The organism is Lacibacter sp. H375, from assembly GCF_037892425.1.
In the GTDB taxonomy this organism is placed as follows: Bacteria; Bacteroidota; Bacteroidia; order Chitinophagales; family Chitinophagaceae; genus Lacibacter.
In genome coordinates, this window is sequence record NZ_JBBKTT010000001.1 from 2,978,750 (window position 1) to 2,998,758 (window position 20,009).

At 40.3% G+C, this 20,009-nt stretch carries 12 protein-coding genes; 11 read left to right on the forward strand and 1 reads right to left on the reverse strand.

Annotation, left to right across the window (positions count from 1 at the left end; genetic code table 11):
• The first annotated feature begins 1 nt into the window (after position 1).
• From moeB to moaCB, 3 genes are read left to right on the forward strand one after another with little or no spacing between them, the layout of a single operon-like run.
• On the forward strand, positions 2–1,126 hold the full coding sequence (moeB, locus tag WG954_RS13060) for a molybdopterin-synthase adenylyltransferase MoeB (protein ID WP_340437050.1): 1,125 nt from the start codon (positions 2–4) through the stop codon (positions 1,124–1,126).
• The gene (locus WG954_RS13065; RefSeq protein ID WP_340437052.1) at positions 1,126–1,566 is read left to right on the forward strand and encodes a molybdenum cofactor biosynthesis protein MoaE; all 441 of its coding nucleotides are present in this window, start codon (positions 1,126–1,128) and stop codon (positions 1,564–1,566) included. Before moeB ends, WG954_RS13065 begins: the two co-directional genes overlap by 1 nt.
• Positions 1,567–1,569: 3 nt before the next feature.
• The gene (gene moaCB / locus WG954_RS13070) at positions 1,570–2,484 is read left to right on the forward strand and encodes a bifunctional molybdenum cofactor biosynthesis protein MoaC/MoaB (RefSeq protein WP_340437053.1); all 915 of its coding nucleotides are present in this window, start codon (positions 1,570–1,572) and stop codon (positions 2,482–2,484) included.
• A 10-nt stretch (positions 2,485–2,494) separates the two neighbouring features.
• Here the strand turns inward: moaCB and WG954_RS13075 are convergent, their stop codons facing one another.
• On the reverse strand, positions 2,495–2,929 hold the full coding sequence (locus WG954_RS13075; protein ID WP_340437054.1) for an NUDIX domain-containing protein: 435 nt from the start codon (positions 2,927–2,929) through the stop codon (positions 2,495–2,497).
• 523 nt (positions 2,930–3,452) lie between these two features.
• Here WG954_RS13075 and WG954_RS13080 point away from each other — a divergent pair.
• The 8 genes from WG954_RS13080 (at position 3,453) to WG954_RS13115 (ending at position 19,406) form a co-directional block, all read left to right on the forward strand.
• Positions 3,453–4,334, forward strand: a complete 882-nt coding sequence (locus tag WG954_RS13080; protein WP_340437055.1) for a DMT family transporter — start codon at positions 3,453–3,455, stop codon at positions 4,332–4,334.
• Between the two features lie 294 nt (positions 4,335–4,628).
• Entirely contained in the window at positions 4,629–5,849 is a 1,221-nt protein-coding gene (locus WG954_RS13085; protein ID WP_340437056.1) for an ROK family protein, read from the forward strand.
• Between the two features lie 70 nt (positions 5,850–5,919).
• Complete coding sequence (locus tag WG954_RS13090) at positions 5,920–9,039, forward strand: SusC/RagA family TonB-linked outer membrane protein (RefSeq protein ID WP_340437057.1); 3,120 nt, start codon at positions 5,920–5,922, stop codon at positions 9,037–9,039.
• A gap of 18 nt (positions 9,040–9,057) precedes the next feature.
• The gene (locus WG954_RS13095; protein ID WP_340437058.1) at positions 9,058–10,971 is read left to right on the forward strand and encodes a SusD/RagB family nutrient-binding outer membrane lipoprotein; all 1,914 of its coding nucleotides are present in this window, start codon (positions 9,058–9,060) and stop codon (positions 10,969–10,971) included.
• A gap of 110 nt (positions 10,972–11,081) precedes the next feature.
• Entirely contained in the window at positions 11,082–13,076 is a 1,995-nt protein-coding gene (locus tag WG954_RS13100; protein ID WP_340437060.1) for a glycoside hydrolase family 2 protein, read from the forward strand.
• A 30-nt stretch (positions 13,077–13,106) separates the two neighbouring features.
• The gene (locus WG954_RS13105; protein WP_340437061.1) at positions 13,107–16,034 is read left to right on the forward strand and encodes a GH92 family glycosyl hydrolase; all 2,928 of its coding nucleotides are present in this window, start codon (positions 13,107–13,109) and stop codon (positions 16,032–16,034) included.
• Positions 16,035–16,093: 59 nt separating this feature from the next.
• Positions 16,094–18,229, forward strand: a complete 2,136-nt coding sequence (locus tag WG954_RS13110) for an alpha-L-fucosidase (protein WP_340437062.1) — start codon at positions 16,094–16,096, stop codon at positions 18,227–18,229.
• A gap of 100 nt (positions 18,230–18,329) precedes the next feature.
• Positions 18,330–19,406 (forward strand): hypothetical protein, encoded by a 1,077-nt coding sequence (locus tag WG954_RS13115; protein ID WP_340437063.1) that lies wholly within the window; start codon positions 18,330–18,332, stop codon positions 19,404–19,406.
• Positions 19,407–20,009 lie beyond the last annotated feature (603 nt).

The window sequence follows — 20,009 nt, forward strand, 5'->3', positions numbered from 1 at the left end:
TATGAACAACGACAGACTATATGAACGTTACCAACGCCAACTGATCCTGAAAGGATTTGGTGCAGAGGCGCAACAGAAACTGTTGGCTGCATCTGTATTGGTGATCGGCGCAGGTGGTTTGGGTTGTCCGCTGCTGCAATATCTCGTTGCAGCAGGTGTTGGTTCAATTGGTATTGTGGATGATGATGTGGTATCACTTTCAAACCTGCATCGGCAGGTGTTGTATAATGTGCAGATGATCGGTCGGTCAAAAACAGAATGTGCTGTTGAAGTTTTGCAGCAGTTGAATCCGCAGGTAAGGTTTACTGTTTACAATGAACGTTTGAAAAATAAAAATGCTTCAATTATTCTCTCCGCATTTGATGTAATAGTTGATGGCTCTGATAATTTCGCTACACGTTATTTAGTGAACGATGCCTGTGTGTTGTTGAATAAGCCCATGGTCTACGGTGCTATTTCGCAATACGAGGGACAGGTTGCTGTATTCAATGTGCAACAAAACAATGAACACTCAGCTAATTACCGTGATCTGTTTCCACATCCCCCAAAAGAAGGGGAAGTGTTGAACTGTGCTGAAGCGGGCGTGTTGGGGGTGTTGCCCGGTATCATCGGCAGTATGATGGCGAATGAAACCATTAAGCTGATTACCGGAACTGGTGTGTTGTTGTCGAACAAACTTTTTACCTATAACACACTCAATAATCAGACTTATGAATTTGAATTGAGCAAGCGAATAGAAACAGCATCACTCATTCCTGCAACCATAGAAGCATTGCAAGAAACCGATTATGAATGGTTATGCAGTACTGCTACACTTGTAAATGAGATTGATGCAGCCGCCTTTAATGATATTGTTGCTGATGGCAAAGCTGCTATTGTTGATGTGCGGGAAAAAGATGAAGTACCTGTTGTAACAGATTTCAGTCATATGCAGATTCCGTTGAACAGTTTACTGCAACATACTGCATGGTTAACAGAAGATACCATTGTGGTATTTTGTTTATCAGGCAAACGAAGTGCAGCTGCAGCAAAGCAGTTGAACGAATTATTCGGCAGCTCAAAAAAAATCTATAGTTTAAAGGGTGGTATTCAGCAATGGATGCAGCAACAAAAACAAACCGTGTAATGGAACGTAAACCCAAGAATATATTTACGCAAGGAGCTATTGCACCCACATTTATTGCAGATAGTATTGCTAAGCACAGTTCAAAAACGAATATTGGCGGACATAGCATTTTCTTGGGACAGGTGAGGGCAGATGTAATTGACGAGAAGAAAGTAGCAGCAATTGATTACACTACTTACGAAGAACTGGCATTGGAAAAAATGCATTTCATCCGTGAAGAGACGTTTGCTAAATATGAACTCACCTGTATGCATGTGCATCACAGTTTGGGCACAGTAGCTGCAGGTGAAATTTGTCTATTTGTATTTACTTCGTCCGTACATCGCCGTGCAGCAATTGATGCATGCAATGAAGTAGTGGAACGCATTAAAACAGAATTGCCTGTTTGGGGCAAGGAATTATTTGAAGATGAAACACATCAATGGAAAGTAAATCAATAAGCAATGGTCGACATCACACATAAATCAACAACATTACGCCAGGCAATTGCTACAGCATTACTCACAGTTTCTAAGCAGGAAACTATTGATGCGATTCAAAACAAAACTGTTCCTAAAGGGGATGTGTTTGAATTCTCCCGTGCAGCCGGTTTACTGGCAATCAAAAAAACAAGTGATGTTATTCCTGATTGTCATCCGTTACCGGTTGAGTTTGCTGCCATCAAACATACCATTGAAGGATTAAGCATTCTCATTTCAGTTGAAGTTCATACGATCTATAAAACAGGAGTGGAAGTAGAAGCTATGCATGGTGCAGCGATCACTGCACTAACGATGTATGACATGTTGAAGCCTCTGGATAAAGGCGTAGAAATTTCATCCATCAAACTCGAAAGCAAGAAAGGTGGTAAAACAGATTTTAAAGATGAGTTGAAAGAAAGCATCCGCACAGCAGTAATTGTTTGTTCCGATTCTGTTGCGGCAGGTACAAAGGAAGACGGTAGCGGTAAAGCAATTCTGCAAAAACTGGAACAACATCAACTCAAAGCATCAGTGTATGAAATTATTCCCGATGAGTTTGATGCTATTCAAGCAAAAGCCAAACAATACAGCGAAGAAGGATATCATTTAATTCTCTTCACTGGGGGCACAGGTTTGTCGCCACGAGATATTACACCTGAAGCAATTCAACCATTACTCGACAGGGAAATTCCCGGTATGATGGAAGCTGCACGCAACTATGGTCAGCAACGTACACCGTATGCTATGTTATCAAGAGGTGTTGCAGGCTTCATTAACAATTCACTTGTTATTACTTTGCCCGGTTCAAAAAAAGGTGCAGAAGAAACAATGGATGCTTTGTTTCCTTATGTGCTGCATCTGTTTCGTGTGGCAAAGGGTATGCGACATGATGCATAAATAAAATACATCAACGTATAAAAACTGAACTGTCTTTGTTCAGCGCATCTGAAAGCCAGTAGGGATTTATGTTTGCAAGTTCACCTGGCAGTTGATCAGGAGAAAAGAATTTCAATTCCTGCGTTTCATTATTCGAAAAACCATCTGCTAAATCTGTTGTAAGCTTCGCTTCAAAGTACGAAGTAACATACTGTATTGTTCGGTCAGGGTAGTTGTATGTTTGAGACGCAGGTGAAGAATAAACGCCGATAAACCGAATAAGATCTGCTGTGCTGTTTGTTTCTTCTTCTATTTCACGTAACATGGCCTGTTCAATTGTTTCACCAAATTCTACGTGGCCCGATATAATGCACCATTGATTTACATCTTTTCTTCTTTGCAGTAGTATCTCGCCTTTCTCATTAAAAATAGCTGCTGCAACTGCAGGTAGTATTTGCTTATTCATGCTTACGGTTTATAAGCTAAGATACAAATGAGTCTTTAGCTTGCCTGCTGCGGCCATATTACAACGTTGTCGTTAGAATAATTGTCGTTTTAACTAATAAAAAACGCCGTTGGGTATAAGCGCTTTTTTTCGGTGAAAGCCTTGCCAGGTAAGCATTCTGGAAATCAGGATAGCATTTGGCGTCATAAAAACAACCTTATCTTGGTTTGATGGCTAAACACAGGTTCAATAGTTTTACATCATCAAATCAGGGGTTAAGAACTAAAAAGAAATAACTCTAAGATTTGAAAGCTCTACAACCAGATATTTAGAACTCTTTTTTTATATGGCAAGCAATCGTTAACGGTCACCTGTTTCTACAGATGACCTTTTTCTTTTATACCCTTTTCCAGGCAACTATTCTTGATCATTTTTTATTGTTAGTAAACCATCTGCTTAACCTTTTGCAGATAAACTCAGTGCAGAATAAGATATGTTTGCAAAACGATCTCTTCAGAAAAAAGGATTATTTGTAACGCAAAACATGAACTGGAAATATATCGTTGCCGGAGTATTCTTTGCACTGTTATGGTCATCGGCAGCAACTGCTACAAAAATATCATTGCAATCTGCACAACCATTTGTGATAGCCGTAGCACGTTTCTTTATCGGGGGAGTGGGCATGTTGGTTTTTGCGCATCTTATCTGGCGTAAACGTTTACCACAAAAGAAAGAGTGGCTATTTATTTCTGTGTATGGATTACTCAACATCAGTTTATACCTGGGCTTGTATGTAGTGGCAATGCAGGAAGTATCGGCAGGTTTGGGAAGCATGGCTGTGGCTGTGAACCCGGTACTCATCAGTATTCTTTCTGCCGCTTTGTTTGATCATAAGATGGGAATAAAACATTGGCTGAGTTTATTGCTTTGCAGTGCCGGGGTGGTTGTTGCAGCATGGCCATTGTTACAAAATAGTTTTGCAACAGTAAATGGTATTCTTATTATGTTAGGCAGTATGCTTGCTTATTCAGCTGGCGCAATTTATTTTGCCCGCACTAAGTGGAGCGATCTGCATATACTTACCATTAACGGTTGGCAAACTTTAATCGGTGGTATAATACTATTTCCTGTGTTATTGATGACTTATAAAAGTGAGCTCAACCGTTTCGATCTTAATTTCTACAGTGGTGTATTGTGGCTGGCAATTCCGGTTTCCATAGCTGCTGTACAGCTATGGTTATGGCTGTTAAAGCGAAATGCAGTCACGGCATCGTATTGGTTATTCCTTTGCCCGGTGTTCGGGTTCATCATAGCGGCAGTAAGCCTGAACGAACCGATCACTTTGTTTACTATTGCCGGTGTGCTGCTTGTAACCGCTGGTTTATATATGGTACAGCTGAATTTTGCCGGCAGAAGCAAAAATTGATAAAGGCTGCTGGCTTTTGGTCAGCTACCGCAACTCCATCACAATCCTTCAAATTTTCAGCAACGTGGCCGTAACTCTTCCACTTTAATCTTCAAAAGTGACTCAATCCTAAACCCAATTCAATCGTCTCGACAGTTCGGGTTCCTGAAAACTAGAGCCAAATTGCCCCAAAAAGTCAATTTTTTACAGGATGATAGCCATTGTTAATAAAATTTTATAAAACTTTTATTAATTTTTTAAGAAGTTTCAAAAGTTTATTTATTTTAGATCTGCTGTTTAAATTGATTGCCACCCATGCTGCTAAAGAACAACCGTTATAAAAGACAGATTCAAAAGCATCTCTATTTTGAGAAGGAGCTTTCCTGCGCTGATTTGAGTTTGTTAACCGATAAAAGCCTTCCGCTTACAAACCGTGTATTAAACGAGTTGATCGAAGATGGGTTGGTGGTAGAATCCGGTTACGCTAATTCTACAGGTGGTCGGCGGCCTTTGGTTTATTCACTCAAGGCTGATGTGCTTTACATAGTTTCAGTGGCGATGGATCAGTTGGTAACACGCATTGCTATTCTGGATATGCAGAATAATTACGTGTTGGAACCGCTGCGTATTGAACTTCCGTTGAGCAATAACCACAACGCATTAGCAGAACTCACACAGCATATCAATAGTTATATACTTTCTTCGGGTGTTTCCAAGCAAAATATAGCGGGTATTGGTATAGGTATGCCTGGTTTTATAGATGTAACAAAAGGCATTAATCATTCATTTCTTAAAACAGAGAGCGGAAACAGCATTGTAAGTATTGTTGAGGCGGCTGTTGGTGTACCGGTATTTATAGATAACGATTCCAGTTTAATTGCATTAGCTGAATTGAAATTTGGTGCGGCCCGCAATAAGCAAACTGTAATGGTAATAAATGTTGGTTGGGGTATTGGTTTGGGTATGATCGTTAAGGGTGAATTGTTTCGTGGCAACAATGGTTTTGCAGGCGAGTTCAGTCATATTCCTCTTTTCACCAATAACAAGATGTGCTCTTGCGGTAAGAGCGGTTGCTTAGAAACAGAATCATCTTTGTTTATTGTTACAGAAAAAGCCATACAAGGATTGAAACAGGGAAAAGTTTCAATGCTCAGGAACTTAACATTGGAAAACGCAGAAGATTCATCAAGGGCAATTATGGATGCAGCCATTAAAGGTGATAAATATGCCATTGAATTGTTGTCTGAATCCGCTTACAATATTGGCCGTGGTATTGCCATCCTTATTCACCTGCTCAACCCAGAGTTGATCATATTAAGCGGCCGGGGTTCTGTTGGTGGAAAGGTATGGTTGGCGCCAATACAGCAAGCAATCAATGAACATTGCATTCCTAAAATTGCCGAGAATACAGAATTGGAAATATCATCATTAGGATTTCAGGCCGAACTGATTGGAGCAGCTGCATTAGTTATGGATCATTTTGACTCGCTAGACAGGCGCAAAACCAAAAGTACCGGTAATGAAGTAGAACTATAAAACACACCTCATACTGCTTACCCCATTATTCACTTGTTTCTTTATTTTTTAAACCCATAAACAAACTGCAATGAAAATGTTGCTAAAACGTTTGCTGCTTTATGCAATAACAGCAATGTGCTTTATCGAGGTAAATGCACAGGAAAAAAGACAGGTTACGGGAACGGTCAGGGATACGGATGGCAATCCTGTAGTGGCCGCAACTGTTACAGAAAAGGGAACCACCAATTCGGTTACCACCGATTTTAAAGGTTTGTTCTCGATCAACGTTGCACCTTCTGCGACATTGTTAATTACTTCAGTTGGTTATAATGATCTGGAAATAAAAGCCGGATCAACCAGCATTAATGTTGAACTGCAATCTGTATCGAAAGAACTACAGGGTGTAGTTGTAACAGCACTTGGTATTAAGCGTCAGAAAAAATCGCTTGGTTATGCTGTGCAGGAAGTAAAAGGCAGCACACTTGTTGATGCACGTGAACCAAATCTTGCCAACACACTTACCGGTGTGGTTGCTGGTTTACAGGTTGTGCGTTCAAGCAATGGTCCTGCCGGCTCATCAAAAATTATCCTGCGTGGTAGTAACTCCCTTACAGGTTCAAACCAACCATTAATAGTGGTTGATGGCGTACCAGTTGACAACTTCACCGGTGGTAGTAATACCGATTACTGGAATCCTTCTTTGGATTATGGTAATGGTCTTGCCGATCTTAACCCAAGTGATATCGAATCAATTACTGTTTTGAAAGGACAAACAGCAGCTGCCTTGTACGGCTCACGTGCAGGTAACGGTGCTATTCTTGTTACAACTAAAACAGGTAAGAAACAGGCTGGTCTCGGTATGTCGTTCGCTACTACATTTGGTTTTGAAAGTGTGTTCACAAATCCTGAAATGCAAAATGTATTCGGACAGGGGAGCAATGGAACATTCGATGCTACATCAGGGTTAAGCTGGGGCCCAAAAATTACAGGACAACAAGTAACAAACTGGAATGGTAAACCTGAAAATCTAACTTATTACAATAATGTAAAGAATTTTTACGACAAAGGTTTCAACCAAAACTACAACCTTACGTTCCAGCAACAATTCAACAATATTTCGGTGTACAGCTCTTTCAACCGTTATGAAGATAAGAGTATGATACCCGGTGCAAAACTGTTACGTCACAACTTTACTACACGCAGTGTAGCGAAATTCGGCAGAGGCGATAAGTGGACAGCGGATATGAAAGTGCAATACTCAAACACAATGGCTCAAAATAGACCATTGGCAGGTAACAACAATAATAACGTTGCAAGGTTGTTGTACACATTCCCGCAGTCACTTGATATTACACAGTTCAAAGCAGGTACTGATCAATATGATAACATGATCTGGTGGAATAGTGCCGGTTCAACAGTCAATCCATATTGGAGGAGCAAGAATGCGTTGAACCAGGATAGCCGTGATCGTTTTATCTTGACAGGTTCTTTGAAGTATGATATTGCCAAGTGGTTAACTGCTGAAGTGAAAACCGGTGTGGATATGTACACAAACAATTATACAACGAAAGTTAGAGCAGGAAGTCCTATTGCAACCAATGGCCGTTATGGTACAGGTAAATCTGTTTTCTCTGAAGCAAACTACAGCGGTATGTTGTCAGCTAAAAAAGATAATCTTATTTCGAAGCTGAGTGCAAATGCAATGGTTGGTGGTAACCTGATGTTACGTAAAGGTTCTGGTATTGATGGTTCTGCAAACCTTGTTGTGCCAAATCTTTTCTCACTTGGTAATGCAGTTGGTAATCCTTCTATTTCAGAATGGATCAGTGAAAAGCGTATTAACTCAGTATTTGGAACGGCTGGCGTTAACTGGGATGAATATCTCTACCTCGACGCAACCTTCCGTAACGATTGGTCTTCGGCCTTAGCAAAGGCAAACCGTTCTTATTTCTATCCTTCAATAAGTGCAGCAGTTGTTGTATCTGAAATGCTTGACAGAAGTAATTTAAAAATGCCGTCATGGTTCAACTATGCAAAAATCAGGGCATCATACGCTTCAGTAGGTAACGATATGGATCCTTACCAATTGTATAATTCTTATTGGATCGGTCGTGATCCGAATAATGCAACTACTGCCGGACGCAACAGTACTTTGTTTGATGAAAACGTAGTGAATGAGCTCATTAAATCAAAAGAAATCGGTGCTGAATTGAAATTCCTCAGCAACCGTGTTACAGTTGATTTCTCGTTGTATAAAAACAATGCTACAAACCAGTTGATCAATCTGCCGCTCGATGCAACAAGTGGATATACTTCTAAGAAGATTAATGCAGGTAACATTCAAAACAAAGGTTATGAGGTCATGGTTGATGCACGTGTGATCAATAAATCAGATTTCATTTGGAATGTTTCTGCAAACTTCTCTCATAACGATAACTCTATCATCGATATACTGAAAGATTCTGGTGTTACTAAATATGCGTTAGGTGGTTTCGATAACCTGGCTATTACTGCCACTGCAGGTGAAAAGTATGGTGCTATATATGGTACAACATTCAAACGTGTAACCGATGACAAGAGCCCTTACTATGGTCAGCTTATTCTGAATGGTACAACAGGTTTACCACAGGTGGGCGAATCAAATGTATTTCTTGGCAATCAGCAGGCTTATGGTTTGTTAGGTGTTACCAATACGTTCGGTTTTAAAGGAATTACACTTTCGTTCCTTGTTGATGCACGCTTTGGAGGTAAAATGTTCTCATCAACATTAGCTGCTATGCAGGCGAGTGGAACTGCTGCTGAAACAGTAGTGAACGGCGCAAGAGAAAATTTTGTGGTAGAAGGTGTGGTGCCAGATGGGTCCGGTTATAAAAAGAACACTGTTTCGGTTACTCCGCAAAACTATTGGACGACAGTTGCAACAACAGGTAACCTTGGTATTATTGAAGCAAATATGTACGATGCTAGCAATGTGCGTTTAAGAAATGTTCAGCTTTCGTATCAATTGCCAAAATCGTTCTTGTCAAAAGCACGCATTCAAAAAGCTACCGTTGGTGTGTCTTGCAATAACGTATGGCTCATTTCAAGCCATATGAAAGGACTGGATCCTGAATCTGTGTTTGCAACAGGTACCAATGCATTGGGTTTTGAAAATGCAAGTCCTCCAACATCAAGAACAATCTTGTTTAACCTAACTCTCAATTTCTAATTTGATTAATTGATCTATATGAAAAAAATATTCATAACAACAGGAATGATGCTGGCAATGGCAGCAATGATCCCTTCCTGTAAAAAATTCGATAGTCTGACAGTAAGCCCTACCGCAGCTACATCCGACCAGGTGCAGGTAGAATACTTACTCACCAACTCAATAGTGGGTGCACAAATGGATCCGCATATTGCAGAACGTGTATTTGTGCTTTACTGGCGCAATGCATCTCACCAGCAGTTAGGCAGTACTGTTGCCATTGGTAATGATGATGATGGATGGACGAGCGATTACTACCGCTATATTTCAGAGTGGTTGAACAATGCAAACGCAGCTATCCAGGTAGCAAACGAAAAAATTGCAGCGGGCAACATCAAGCCTTATACAAATAACCTGCTTCAGATGTCAAGGATCTGGAGAGCTTACCTGATGAGTGAAATGTCCGACAACTTCGGTCCTATTCCGATCAATGGTTTCCAAGGTGTAAATCCAACTTTCTCTGATGTGAAATCAGTTTATTATTATCTGTTGGATGAGTTGAAAGACGCATCAGCAAAATTGGAAACAGCTGTTACAGCAAAACCTGCAGATGCAAACGGTGATCCTGCTTATGCATATAATTATGCAAAGTGGAAAAAGTATGCAAATTCAATGCGTATGCGTTTGGCCATGCGTTTAAGTGAAGTAGATGCAGGAAAAGCAAAAACTGAATTTGAAGCTGCCGTTGCAGGTAGCGACTTTATTGCATCTTCAGCTGATTTCTTCCAGGTACAGGAGAAAGATGGTTGGGATCCTTTAACAGGTGTAATGAGTCGTGAATGGAACCCACAGATACTTTCTGCTTCTTTAAATAACTTGTACACCGGATTAGGCGGCATTCAAACAACAGCCCAATTACCTGCTTCGTTTCATGCTTCAGTAAAGCCTTCAGATTATGTTGGTTTAAGATTGGTTGATCATTTTCCGACAACTACTAATAATCCCGTTGCTCCTTATTGGATGGATGGTTTGCCAAACAAAATCGACCCAAGGGCATACAAAGCTTTCGCAATTCCAGGGGACTTTACTGACGCTGGTTTTTGCTTCTATCCTTCATGGGATAATAGTGCAAGAACTACTGCCCGTACATTAACTGCAGGCGGAGCATCGAATGTTGCCGTAAATGTCAATGCCACCAATACATTCAATGGCTACAATGGTGGCGATTGGGGTGCAAAGGGTGGCAGAAATACAGTGAGAGCGTGGGGCGGTTCAATGCCACGTTTGAAACTTAATTTCAGAAACAGCAAAAATAAACGCATCTTCTTTGCTTCATGGGAAACTTACTTTCTCATTGCAGAAGCAGCAGTACGTGGCTGGACAGTTCCGATGGGCGGACAAGCTGCTTACGAAAAAGGTATTGAAGAAAGCTTCAGCTACTGGGGTGTAAGTTCTCACCTTGCTTCATATAAAGCATCAACTGATTATAACCGTTGTGGTACATCTGTAAGCTGGACACACGTTGCAGAACCACCTGCCAGCTATTCAGCAAACTATGTTGATGGTTATACAAATACTCCAGGTTCAACAACCATTCTTTATCCTGTAAATACTATTTATAAAAATGGTGTGGTAAAGAATGATCTGTTGAACAAGATCATTACACAAAAATATATTGCACAAAGTCCATGGTTGCCATTGGAAGCATGGAGCGATCACAGAAGACTTGGACTTCCTTTCCTGGAGAATCCTTGTGTTGAGAGTGGTTCGTTGCCGAATAACCCCGCTTTAACATCGGCTACTTATATGACCAATGCTGCAAACTTCTTCCCGCAACGATTAAAATATCCTTCGGGTTTAAAGAACAGCAATGCAAAAGGATATACGCAAGCTGTTGCTGCACTGGGTGGTGCCGACAACTTGTTTACATCTTTATGGTGGGCTAAAAAGTAAACAGCACTGTTTTTCATAATCAGTAGTTTTAGCATACAAAACTATCGGGCCGGCCATTCCTGGCTGGCCCTTTTTTTAACTACAGTGAGTATTTGGTCAATGGTTATTTTATGAACAAAGGATTTCTGTTTTTACTATTACTTGTTTTTACAGCTGCAACAGCAACTTCACAATCTACTGTTCAGAGAGTACAACTGCATCAAAACTGGAAATTCAGTAAACAACATACAAATAAATGGTATGCTGCTAAAGTTCCCGGAACGGTTCATACCGATCTGTTTAACAACAAACTTATTCCCGATCCATATTATCGTGACAACGAAAAAAAACTTCAATGGATCGGACAAACAAACTGGGATTATCAAACAACATTTAAAACAGATGCTTCTGTTTTACAGAAGAAACAAATAGAACTTGTATTTGATGGATTGGATACTTATGCTGAAGTATATCTAAATGGTCAGCTTCTTTTTTCTGCTGATAATATGTTCCGTCAGTGGAAGGCGGATGTGAAGCAACTGCTCAAGCCAAACAATACACTATTGATCCGTTTTGCATCAGCAAAAAATAAAGTAGACTCCATTGCAAAATCGAAATTGCCCTTTGTGTTGCCCGACAATGCAAGAGCTTATGCACGCAAAGCACAATATCATTTTGGTTGGGATTGGGGGCCGACTTTTATTACCTGCGGCATCTGGAAAAGCCTGTACCTCGAAGCCTTTAATGAACGACCTGCAGAAGAAAAGTTTACTGCGGTTAATAAAGTTGAATTAGTGCAGCAGCCCGATGAATACGGTAAAACATTTTATTTTAAGATAGATGGTAAGACGGTGTACATGAAGGGGGCGAACTACATTCCTTCCGATATGTTCACCACACGTTTAACAAAAGAAGATTATCGTAAAATATTGATGCTTGCTAAAGATGCAAACATGAATATGCTGCGCATATGGGGTGGTGGTATTTATGAAGATGATGTGTTTTACGATCTCTGTGATGAATTGGGTATTTACATTTGGCAGGATTTTATGTTTGCGGGTGCAATGTTTCCTGGAGATGAAACATTTTTTAAAAATGTAAAAGAAGAAATCAAATATCAAATTAAGCGACTTCGACATCATAAATCAATTGTGGTGTGGTGTGGAAATAATGAAGTGGATGAAGCATGGCATCAGTGGGGATGGCAAATACAATTCAACCTGCACGGTAATGATTCTGCAAGAGTTTGGAATGATTATGTGCGTTTGTTCCGTGACAGTATTGCTGCATGGGTAAACGAGTATGATGGTACTCGTCCATATGTAAGCACATCGCCCACTAACGGATGGGGACGTGCAAAAAGTATTACCGAAGGCGATAGCCATTACTGGGGTGTTTGGTGGGGATTAGAGCCTGTGGAAGTATTTGAGCAAAAGACCGGACGTTTTGTAAGTGAGTATGGTATGCAGGCAATGCCCAACTATTCCAGCATTGAAAAAATTACATTGCCGCAGGATCGTTTTCTTTTTTCCGATGTCGTCAATCATCACCAGAAAGCAGGCAACGGATTTGCAAAAATTCAATCGTACCTGCATCGCTATTTCCTCGACTCTGCAAAAGTGAAACAGCTTTCGTTGCAGGATTATACTTACCTCACACAATGTTTGCAGTATTATAGTTTTAAAAATGCCATTGCTATTCATCGCAGTAAAGAGCCTTATAATATGGGTACCTTGTTGTGGCAGTTGAATGATTGTTGGCCTGTTGCCAGCTGGAGTATTACCGATTACAGCCGTGAACCCAAAGCTGCATGGTATGCCGTAAAAGAAGCGTATCGTGATGATGTGAAACCCGTAAGAGACAGTGTGTATCCGAAAAATCTTGCGTTGAAAAAGCCTTCATTTGTAATGAAACATGAAGGAGAGAACCTGTTCAGTATTGTAAGTAATGTAGATGCGAAATATGTGTACTTGTATAAACAGCAATCGTTTTTTGATATCGACGATAATTATTTTGATTTGAAAGCAGGGCAAAAGAAATACCTGCATGTAAAGAACAGGTATTTCAACACAGCTGAAATCAGCAGTATCCGCATCAAATCATTATTCGATATTATCGGAAAATAAATATTCATAGATCAATATAAAATGAAACAAATGTGTAAGCGGTTTTTCTTTTTTACAGTGTTAAGTATTGTGTTTGGTTTAAGTGCGTTGGCACAAACAAATTATGCTAAGCTTGTAAATCCTTTTATTGGCACAGGTGGCCATGGTCATACTTATCCTGGTGCAAGCATGCCGTTTGGTATGATGCAGTTAAGTCCTGATACAAGATTGGAAGGTTGGGATGGTTGTGGTGGCTATCATTACAGCGACAGTATTATGTATGGATTTTCACACACACATTTAAGCGGTACGGGTATTGCCGATTACTGCGATTTGTTGCTGATGCCTTTTGCAGGTGAAGTAAAATGGAAGAACAGTGAATATGCTTCTCCCTTCTCACACAAAAATGAAAAAGCACATGCAGGTTATTACGAAGTGTTGCTCAAGAAACATAATATTCATGCAGCACTTACTACCTCTTTCCGTTCGGGTATACATCAATATACGTTTGATGCGGCTGCAACTGAAGGAAAGGTATTGCTCGATCTGAAACACAGGGATGAAGTGTTGGAATCATCTTTAGAAATAATCAATGAATACGAAGTAAGAGGCATGCGCCGCAGCAAAAGCTGGGCAAGCAATCAAATCCTCTACTTCCATATGAAATTTGAAAAACCGATCAAAGAGTTTGGCATTGCGTTGAACGATGTGTTACAAAACAACATACGTTCTGCCAGCGGTAAAAACATCAAAGCCTATTTCAGTTTTGATGTAAGCGGCACTAAAACCGTACAGGTTAAAGTGGGTATTTCAGGCGTAAGTATGGAAAACGCAAAGCTTAATCTCGAAACAGAAATTCCGCATTGGAATTTTACAACGGTAAAACAACATGCGGAAGAAGCGTGGAACAAAGAGCTGGGAAAGATCGAGGTGAGAGGCGGTACACAGGATCAGCAGGTGGCATTTTATACGGCTTTGTATCATGCATCGTTGGCACCGAATATTTATACAGATATAAATGGTGAATACCGTGGTACTGATTTGAAGGTGCACAAAGCGGAAGGCTTTACCAATTATTCTGTGTTTTCATTATGGGATACGCACAGAGCGCTGCATCCGTTGATGTCGATCATCAATCAAAAAAGAACAGGCGACTGGATCAATACGTTTTTAGCACAATATAAAAATGGTGGTATGTTGCCGGTGTGGGAGTTAAGTGGTAACGAAACCTTTTGTATGATCGGTTATCATTCGGTGCCTGTAATTGTAGATGCCTATCAGAAAGGAATTAAAGGGTTTGATACGAAGCTGGCGTTGGAAGCAATGACGAGTTATGCAGAAAGCAGTCGCTATGGTTTAACGCAATACGGCAGACAGGGTTTTGTAAGCAACGATTACGATCATGAAAGTTCATCGAAGACTGTTGAATATGCGTATGATGATTGGTGTATTGCTGAATTTGCAAAATGGATCGGTAACGAAGCAGTCTACAAGAAATATGCTGCACGTTCATTGAACTATCGCAACCTTTTTGATCCGACAACTTATCATATTCGTGGTAAAGTGCAGAGCTTTTGGTTTTCACCTTTCAATGCAACAGAAGTCAATAACTTTTTCACCGAAGGTAATTCCTGGCATTATTCATTTTCTGCACAACAGGATATTGATGGGTTGATCAAATTATATGGCGGCAAAGAAAATTTCTTACGCAAACTCGAAGAACTGTTTACCACCAACCAAACACTGAGTGGTCGTGATCAGGCCGATGTAACAGGATTGATCGGTCAGTATGCACATGGCAATGAACCAAGTCATCACATGGCTTATTTGTTCAACTATGCAGGCAAGCCCTGGCGTGCACAGGAACTCATCCATAAAATTTGCACAGAGTTTTATCCCAATAATCCCGATGGTTTGATTGGTAATGAAGATTGCGGACAGATGAGTGCATGGTTTGTATTGAGTGCGATGGGTATTTATCAGCCAACACCCGGCAGTGGAGTATATGCATTAGGTACACCTTTGTTTGATGAAGTAAAGATTCATTTAGAGAATGGTAAAACGTTTTTCATTACAGCAAAGAACCGAACAGAAAAAAACTTTTATGTAAACAATGTGCTGTTGAATGGGAAAGCACATGCAGCTACATTTATCAAGAATACCGATGTGGAGAATGGTGGTGAACTGATTTTTGAAATGAGTGCAACACCCAACAAAACACGTGGCACCAACAAAGCAGATATGCCATCATCTAAAGTGGATGATGAGCAGTTTGTCGCTGTTCCGTTATTTAACATGAGCACGAATAAATTTAAAAACAGTTTGCCGGTTACATTAAAACATCTTGATCCGCAGGCTGAGATTTATTATGCAATTGTAAATGGCGAAGCAAAGCCGAGATATATCCGTTATGAAAAACCTTTTGCTTTAACTTCAAGTGCAAGGGTAGAGTTGTTTGCAAGTAAGAATGGCAAACAGAGTGCAAGAATTGCACAGCAATTCTACAAAGTACCCGGCGACAGAAGTATTACTGTGCTTAGTGCAGTGCATCCGATGTACACTGCCGGTGGTAAGGATGCATTGATTGATGGAATTATTGGTGATGCTAACTGGAAAACGGGCGACTGGCAAAGCTATTATGCAAAAGATTTTGTAGCGATTATCGATCTGCAGAAGGTACGGCCGGTAAAATATGTTGGCGTACATGTACTGCAGGAAGTTAGTCCGTGGATTGTTTATCCGAAAGAAGTAGTGTTTGAAATCAGTAACGATGGTAAAACATTCAAGCCCTTAACAACAGTTGAAAATAAAATTATAGCAGAATTAAGAGAGCCGGAAGTGCAGACTCTCGGCGCCGATGTTACTGCAACTGCACGTTATATTCGTGTGCGGGCAAAAACAGGCGGACAATTACCTGCATGGCATGAAAGTGCAGGCTCGCCATCACATATATTCATTGATGAAGTAATTGTAAAGTAGATTCCAAAATCCAATAATAAAAACACAAGTCAGAAATCATACATCCTAAATTTCTTGCCATGATCAAAATAAGCGTGCGCTTTTATTTTTTACTGAGTCTTGTGCTGATGAGTAATATCTTATTCGCACAATATCAACCCACCTGGGAGTCGTTGGATCAACGGCCGGTGCCGCAGTGGTTCAAAGATTCCAAGTTTGGCATCTTTATTCATTGGGGTGTATATGCAGTGCCCGGCTATTGCACCAAGGGAAATTATGCAGAATGGTATCAGCAGGGTTTGATGAATGGCGATACTGCTCGCATTAACTTTCATAAAAAGAAATTCGGCGACAGAACATATTACGATCTGGCAAATGATTTTAAAGCCGAATTATTTCAACCCGATGAATGGGCGAAACTGTTTGAGCAATCCGGCGCAAAGTATATTGTATTAACATCAAAGCATCACGATGGGTATTCGTTGTGGCCCGATGCAACGGCCAACAAAACATGGGGCTTTCCGTGGAATGCAAAAGATATTGGTCCGAAGCGTGATCTCTTAGGCGATCTGTTTACTGCAGTGCGTAAAACTTCAGTTCGTGCAGGCATGTATTATTCATTATACGAATGGTTCAATCCGCTGTGGAAGGCTGATCAGAAAAAATATGCTATAGAACACATGTGGCCGCAGGCGCAATATCTCATCAACACGTATCAGCCCGATGTATTCTGGACTGATGGTGATTGGGATGCAAGCGCAGAAACATGGAAGAGCAAAGAACTGCTTGCATGGATGTATAATGAAAGCCCGGTGAAAGATAAAGTGGTGACGTATGATCGCTGGGGTAGTGGCATTCGTTTTAAACATGGAAGTGTTTACACGCCCGAGTACCAGCCCGATCTTGATTTTGAAGATCATGCATGGGAAGAAAGTCGTGGCATGGGTTTCAGTTATGGTTACAACCGTGAAGAAGATGCGTGGGATTATAACTCAACACAAAGTTTGGTGTTGCAGTTGATTGATAAAGTGAGCAGAGGTGGAAACTTTTTGCTGGATATTGGTCCGGATGAACATGGGAAAATTCCACCCATTATGCAGGAACGTTTGTTGCAGATTGGTGATTGGTTGAATGTAAACGGTGAAGCCATCTATAATACCGTTCGTTGGAAAACTACCTCGCAATGGAGCGAAGGGAGAAGAGATTATACCAGCAAGAGTGGTGATATGTTATTGAAAATAACAATCGATCCCGATCCCGGCTATGCGGTAAAGGAAGTATTTTATGCTTACAACCCAACCAATAACGATCTGTATGCATTGTTGCCAAAGTTCCCCGATAATAGAAAGATCGTATTAAAAGACATACAGTTGCCTGCAGGAACAGCCATCCGTTTCTTGTCAACCAAAGAACAATTGAAATGGAAACAGGTGGGCAACAATGTGGAAGTTGAATTTCCGGAATACAATCCCAATAAGATCAAAGCACCGTATGCATATGCCATCAAGATCAGTGGATTTGGAAAGTTTACAGCAAAACCAAAGATCAATCCAACTTATGCGAATGGATCCTTGCAGCCAACAGTGAGTATAGCATCTGCTGCAGATGAATTGGTATATTATACACTTGATGGTACAGAACCAACTGAGCAATCTACACTCTACAGCAAGTCATTTGTGTTAAACAAAACAGCAACCGTAAAAGCAAAAGCATTTAAGAAAGGTTTTATTGCCGGTGCTGTAGCTGAAGAAAAAATTACCCGTTACGAATGGCACAAAGCCCTTGCGGTTGCTAATGCTAAGCCGGGAATTGTTTACAACTATTTTGAGCCAGCTGGTAAGATAGATCTCAATGCGGTGAATGCAACTGCAACTAAGTCGGGTGTTGCTTCAGTTATTTCCGAAGAAGTGAAACAACGAAAAGAAAAATATGCGTTGTCGTTTGAAGGGTATGTGAAAGTAAATAAAGATGGCGTGTATCATTTTTATACCTTATCTGATGATGGCAGTAAGTTGTTTATTGATGATATAGAAGTAGTGAACAACGATGGTGAGCACGGTTCTGTTGAGAAAGAAGGTAAAGCGGTGTTGAAGAAAGGCTATCACAAAATAAAAGTTGTTTATTTCGATGGAGGTGGCGGTAATGAACTGAAAGTTTATTGGCAACCTGAAGGCGGAAAGAAAGAATTGATTCCTGCAACATTATTGTTTCATTAAATGGAAATCCGTTCAAACGGTTGCACGTTTAAAAAACTAATAAAGGAAGTAAGTTTTGTCAGCATCATTCCGATTGTCAACTAACTCTCAATTTAAAGCTATGCGTATTGTTTTCAGTTTCCTGTTTGTTCTCGTAATGTTTACAGGTTTTGCACAAAAGGCAGAAAACATTATCATTATTACAACGGATGGATTAAGATGGCAGGAGTTGTACAAAGGCATGGATTCTGCCATTGCAAACAATAAGAAATTTCACAAAGGCGATAGTGCATACATCTATCAACATTATTGGGCTGCAACGCCTGAAGAAAGACGGAAAAAGTTAATGCCGTTCATTTGGTCAATTGTTGCAGCGAAAGGTCAATTGTATGGCAACAGAACGTATAACAATAAAGTGAACAACGCCAATCCATACTGGTTCAGTTATCCCGGCTATAGTGAGATCATGACGGGTTATGCAGATACAGCGATCAATTCAAATTCATACATGCCGAACCCACATGTAACCTTGCTTGAGTTTTTACATGAGCAACCAAAATATAAAAACAAAGTGGCTGCTTTTGGAGCATGGGAAGCATTCGATCGTATATTAAACGAGGAGCGTAGTGGTTTTCCGGTTGTATCGGCTTTTGATGTCGGAGGTACAGCAACAGCAGAGCAACGTCTTATAAATTCAATGCTGAAAGATTCTTACAAGCCTTGGCACGAAGATGAATGTCTTGATGTGTTTACGCATTATGGAGCTATGGCACATCTCAAAACAAACAAACCAAACGTTTTGTATATCGCTTATGGCGAAACAGATGAATGGGCACATGCAGGTGAGTATCGTTCTTATCTTGATGCAACTCACCAGGTAGATGCATGGATTAAACAGTTATGGGATTATTTACAGAGCGATCCTGTTTATCGTAATAAGACGGCTATCTTTTTCACAACCGATCATGGTAGGGGTGACGCTGTAAAAGCTGAATGGACAAGCCATGGTAATTCTATTAAAGATGCTTCTGAAATATGGTTTGCAGCAGTAGGAGCCGGCGTTCCTGCAAAAGGAGAAATAAGAGCAGATCAGCAACTTTATCAGCAACAGTTTGCACAAACCATTGCGAAGTTGATAGGCGTCACTTATAAAGCGAAACATCCGATAGCAGATGCAATTAAGGAAGTGCAGCAATGAAACTTTTTGCTATTCAAATATTCGTCCAAAATGATTTTCTAAGTGGTTACGCATACCATGCCTGAATTGTTCAGGCGTACCATTCTCTAAAGTCTCAACCAGCTCTTTGTGTGATACGAATGTTTTCAGTGTCATTTACTTTTTAAGTAATCCGCTGTTGTTTACATAGTCAAACACGGGTAATAACATCATCTGGAGCGTTACTCAAACGGATAAAGGAGATTTATTCAAAGGCCCTTTTCATTTGCCAAGGCAGGAATGGTATTGTATGCAGTTATTAAATGAACATTCGTAATCTATTTCGAATCTTGCGCATACGGTTGAGCACTTGCCGAACAGTTTTAATTTATAGTTTCAATCAACAATTTTTTAATTGCTCTCATCAATGAAAAGATTGTCATTCAGTTTACTTTTTAATTCCCTATGTTGCCATCGGACAAGTGTCGATGGCAATATTTTTTTAAGCACCAGTGTTTGGCCTTCAATGAAAAAGAAATAAGTGAATCAATTATTCACAATAAACAGGTGTTAGTGAAATTGAAACAAAAGCCTGCCTATATTTAATATGGCCGACAGACGTTCAATAAGTTAAACCCGGTAAAC

Bases quoted from the DNA above. Each gene is read 5' to 3' on its own strand.
- WG954_RS13080 (WP_340437055.1), top strand. From the start codon at position 3,453: ATGAACTGGAAATATATCGTTGCCGGAGTATTCTTTGCACTGTTATGG.
- WG954_RS13110 (WP_340437062.1), top strand. From the start codon at position 16,094: ATGATCAAAATAAGCGTGCGCTTTTATTTTTTACTGAGTCTTGTGCTG.
- WG954_RS13075 (WP_340437054.1), bottom strand. From the start codon at position 2,929: ATGAATAAGCAAATACTACCTGCAGTTGCAGCAGCTATTTTTAATGAG.
- WG954_RS13100 (WP_340437060.1), top strand. From the start codon at position 11,082: ATGAACAAAGGATTTCTGTTTTTACTATTACTTGTTTTTACAGCTGCA.
- moaCB (WP_340437053.1), top strand. From the start codon at position 1,570: ATGGTCGACATCACACATAAATCAACAACATTACGCCAGGCAATTGCT.
- moeB (WP_340437050.1), top strand. From the start codon at position 2: ATGAACAACGACAGACTATATGAACGTTACCAACGCCAACTGATCCTG.
- WG954_RS13090 (WP_340437057.1), top strand. From the start codon at position 5,920: ATGAAAATGTTGCTAAAACGTTTGCTGCTTTATGCAATAACAGCAATG.
- WG954_RS13105 (WP_340437061.1), top strand. From the start codon at position 13,107: ATGTGTAAGCGGTTTTTCTTTTTTACAGTGTTAAGTATTGTGTTTGGT.
- WG954_RS13115 (WP_340437063.1), top strand. From the start codon at position 18,330: ATGCGTATTGTTTTCAGTTTCCTGTTTGTTCTCGTAATGTTTACAGGT.
- WG954_RS13095 (WP_340437058.1), top strand. From the start codon at position 9,058: ATGAAAAAAATATTCATAACAACAGGAATGATGCTGGCAATGGCAGCA.
- WG954_RS13065 (WP_340437052.1), top strand. From the start codon at position 1,126: ATGGAACGTAAACCCAAGAATATATTTACGCAAGGAGCTATTGCACCC.
- WG954_RS13085 (WP_340437056.1), top strand. From the start codon at position 4,629: ATGCTGCTAAAGAACAACCGTTATAAAAGACAGATTCAAAAGCATCTC.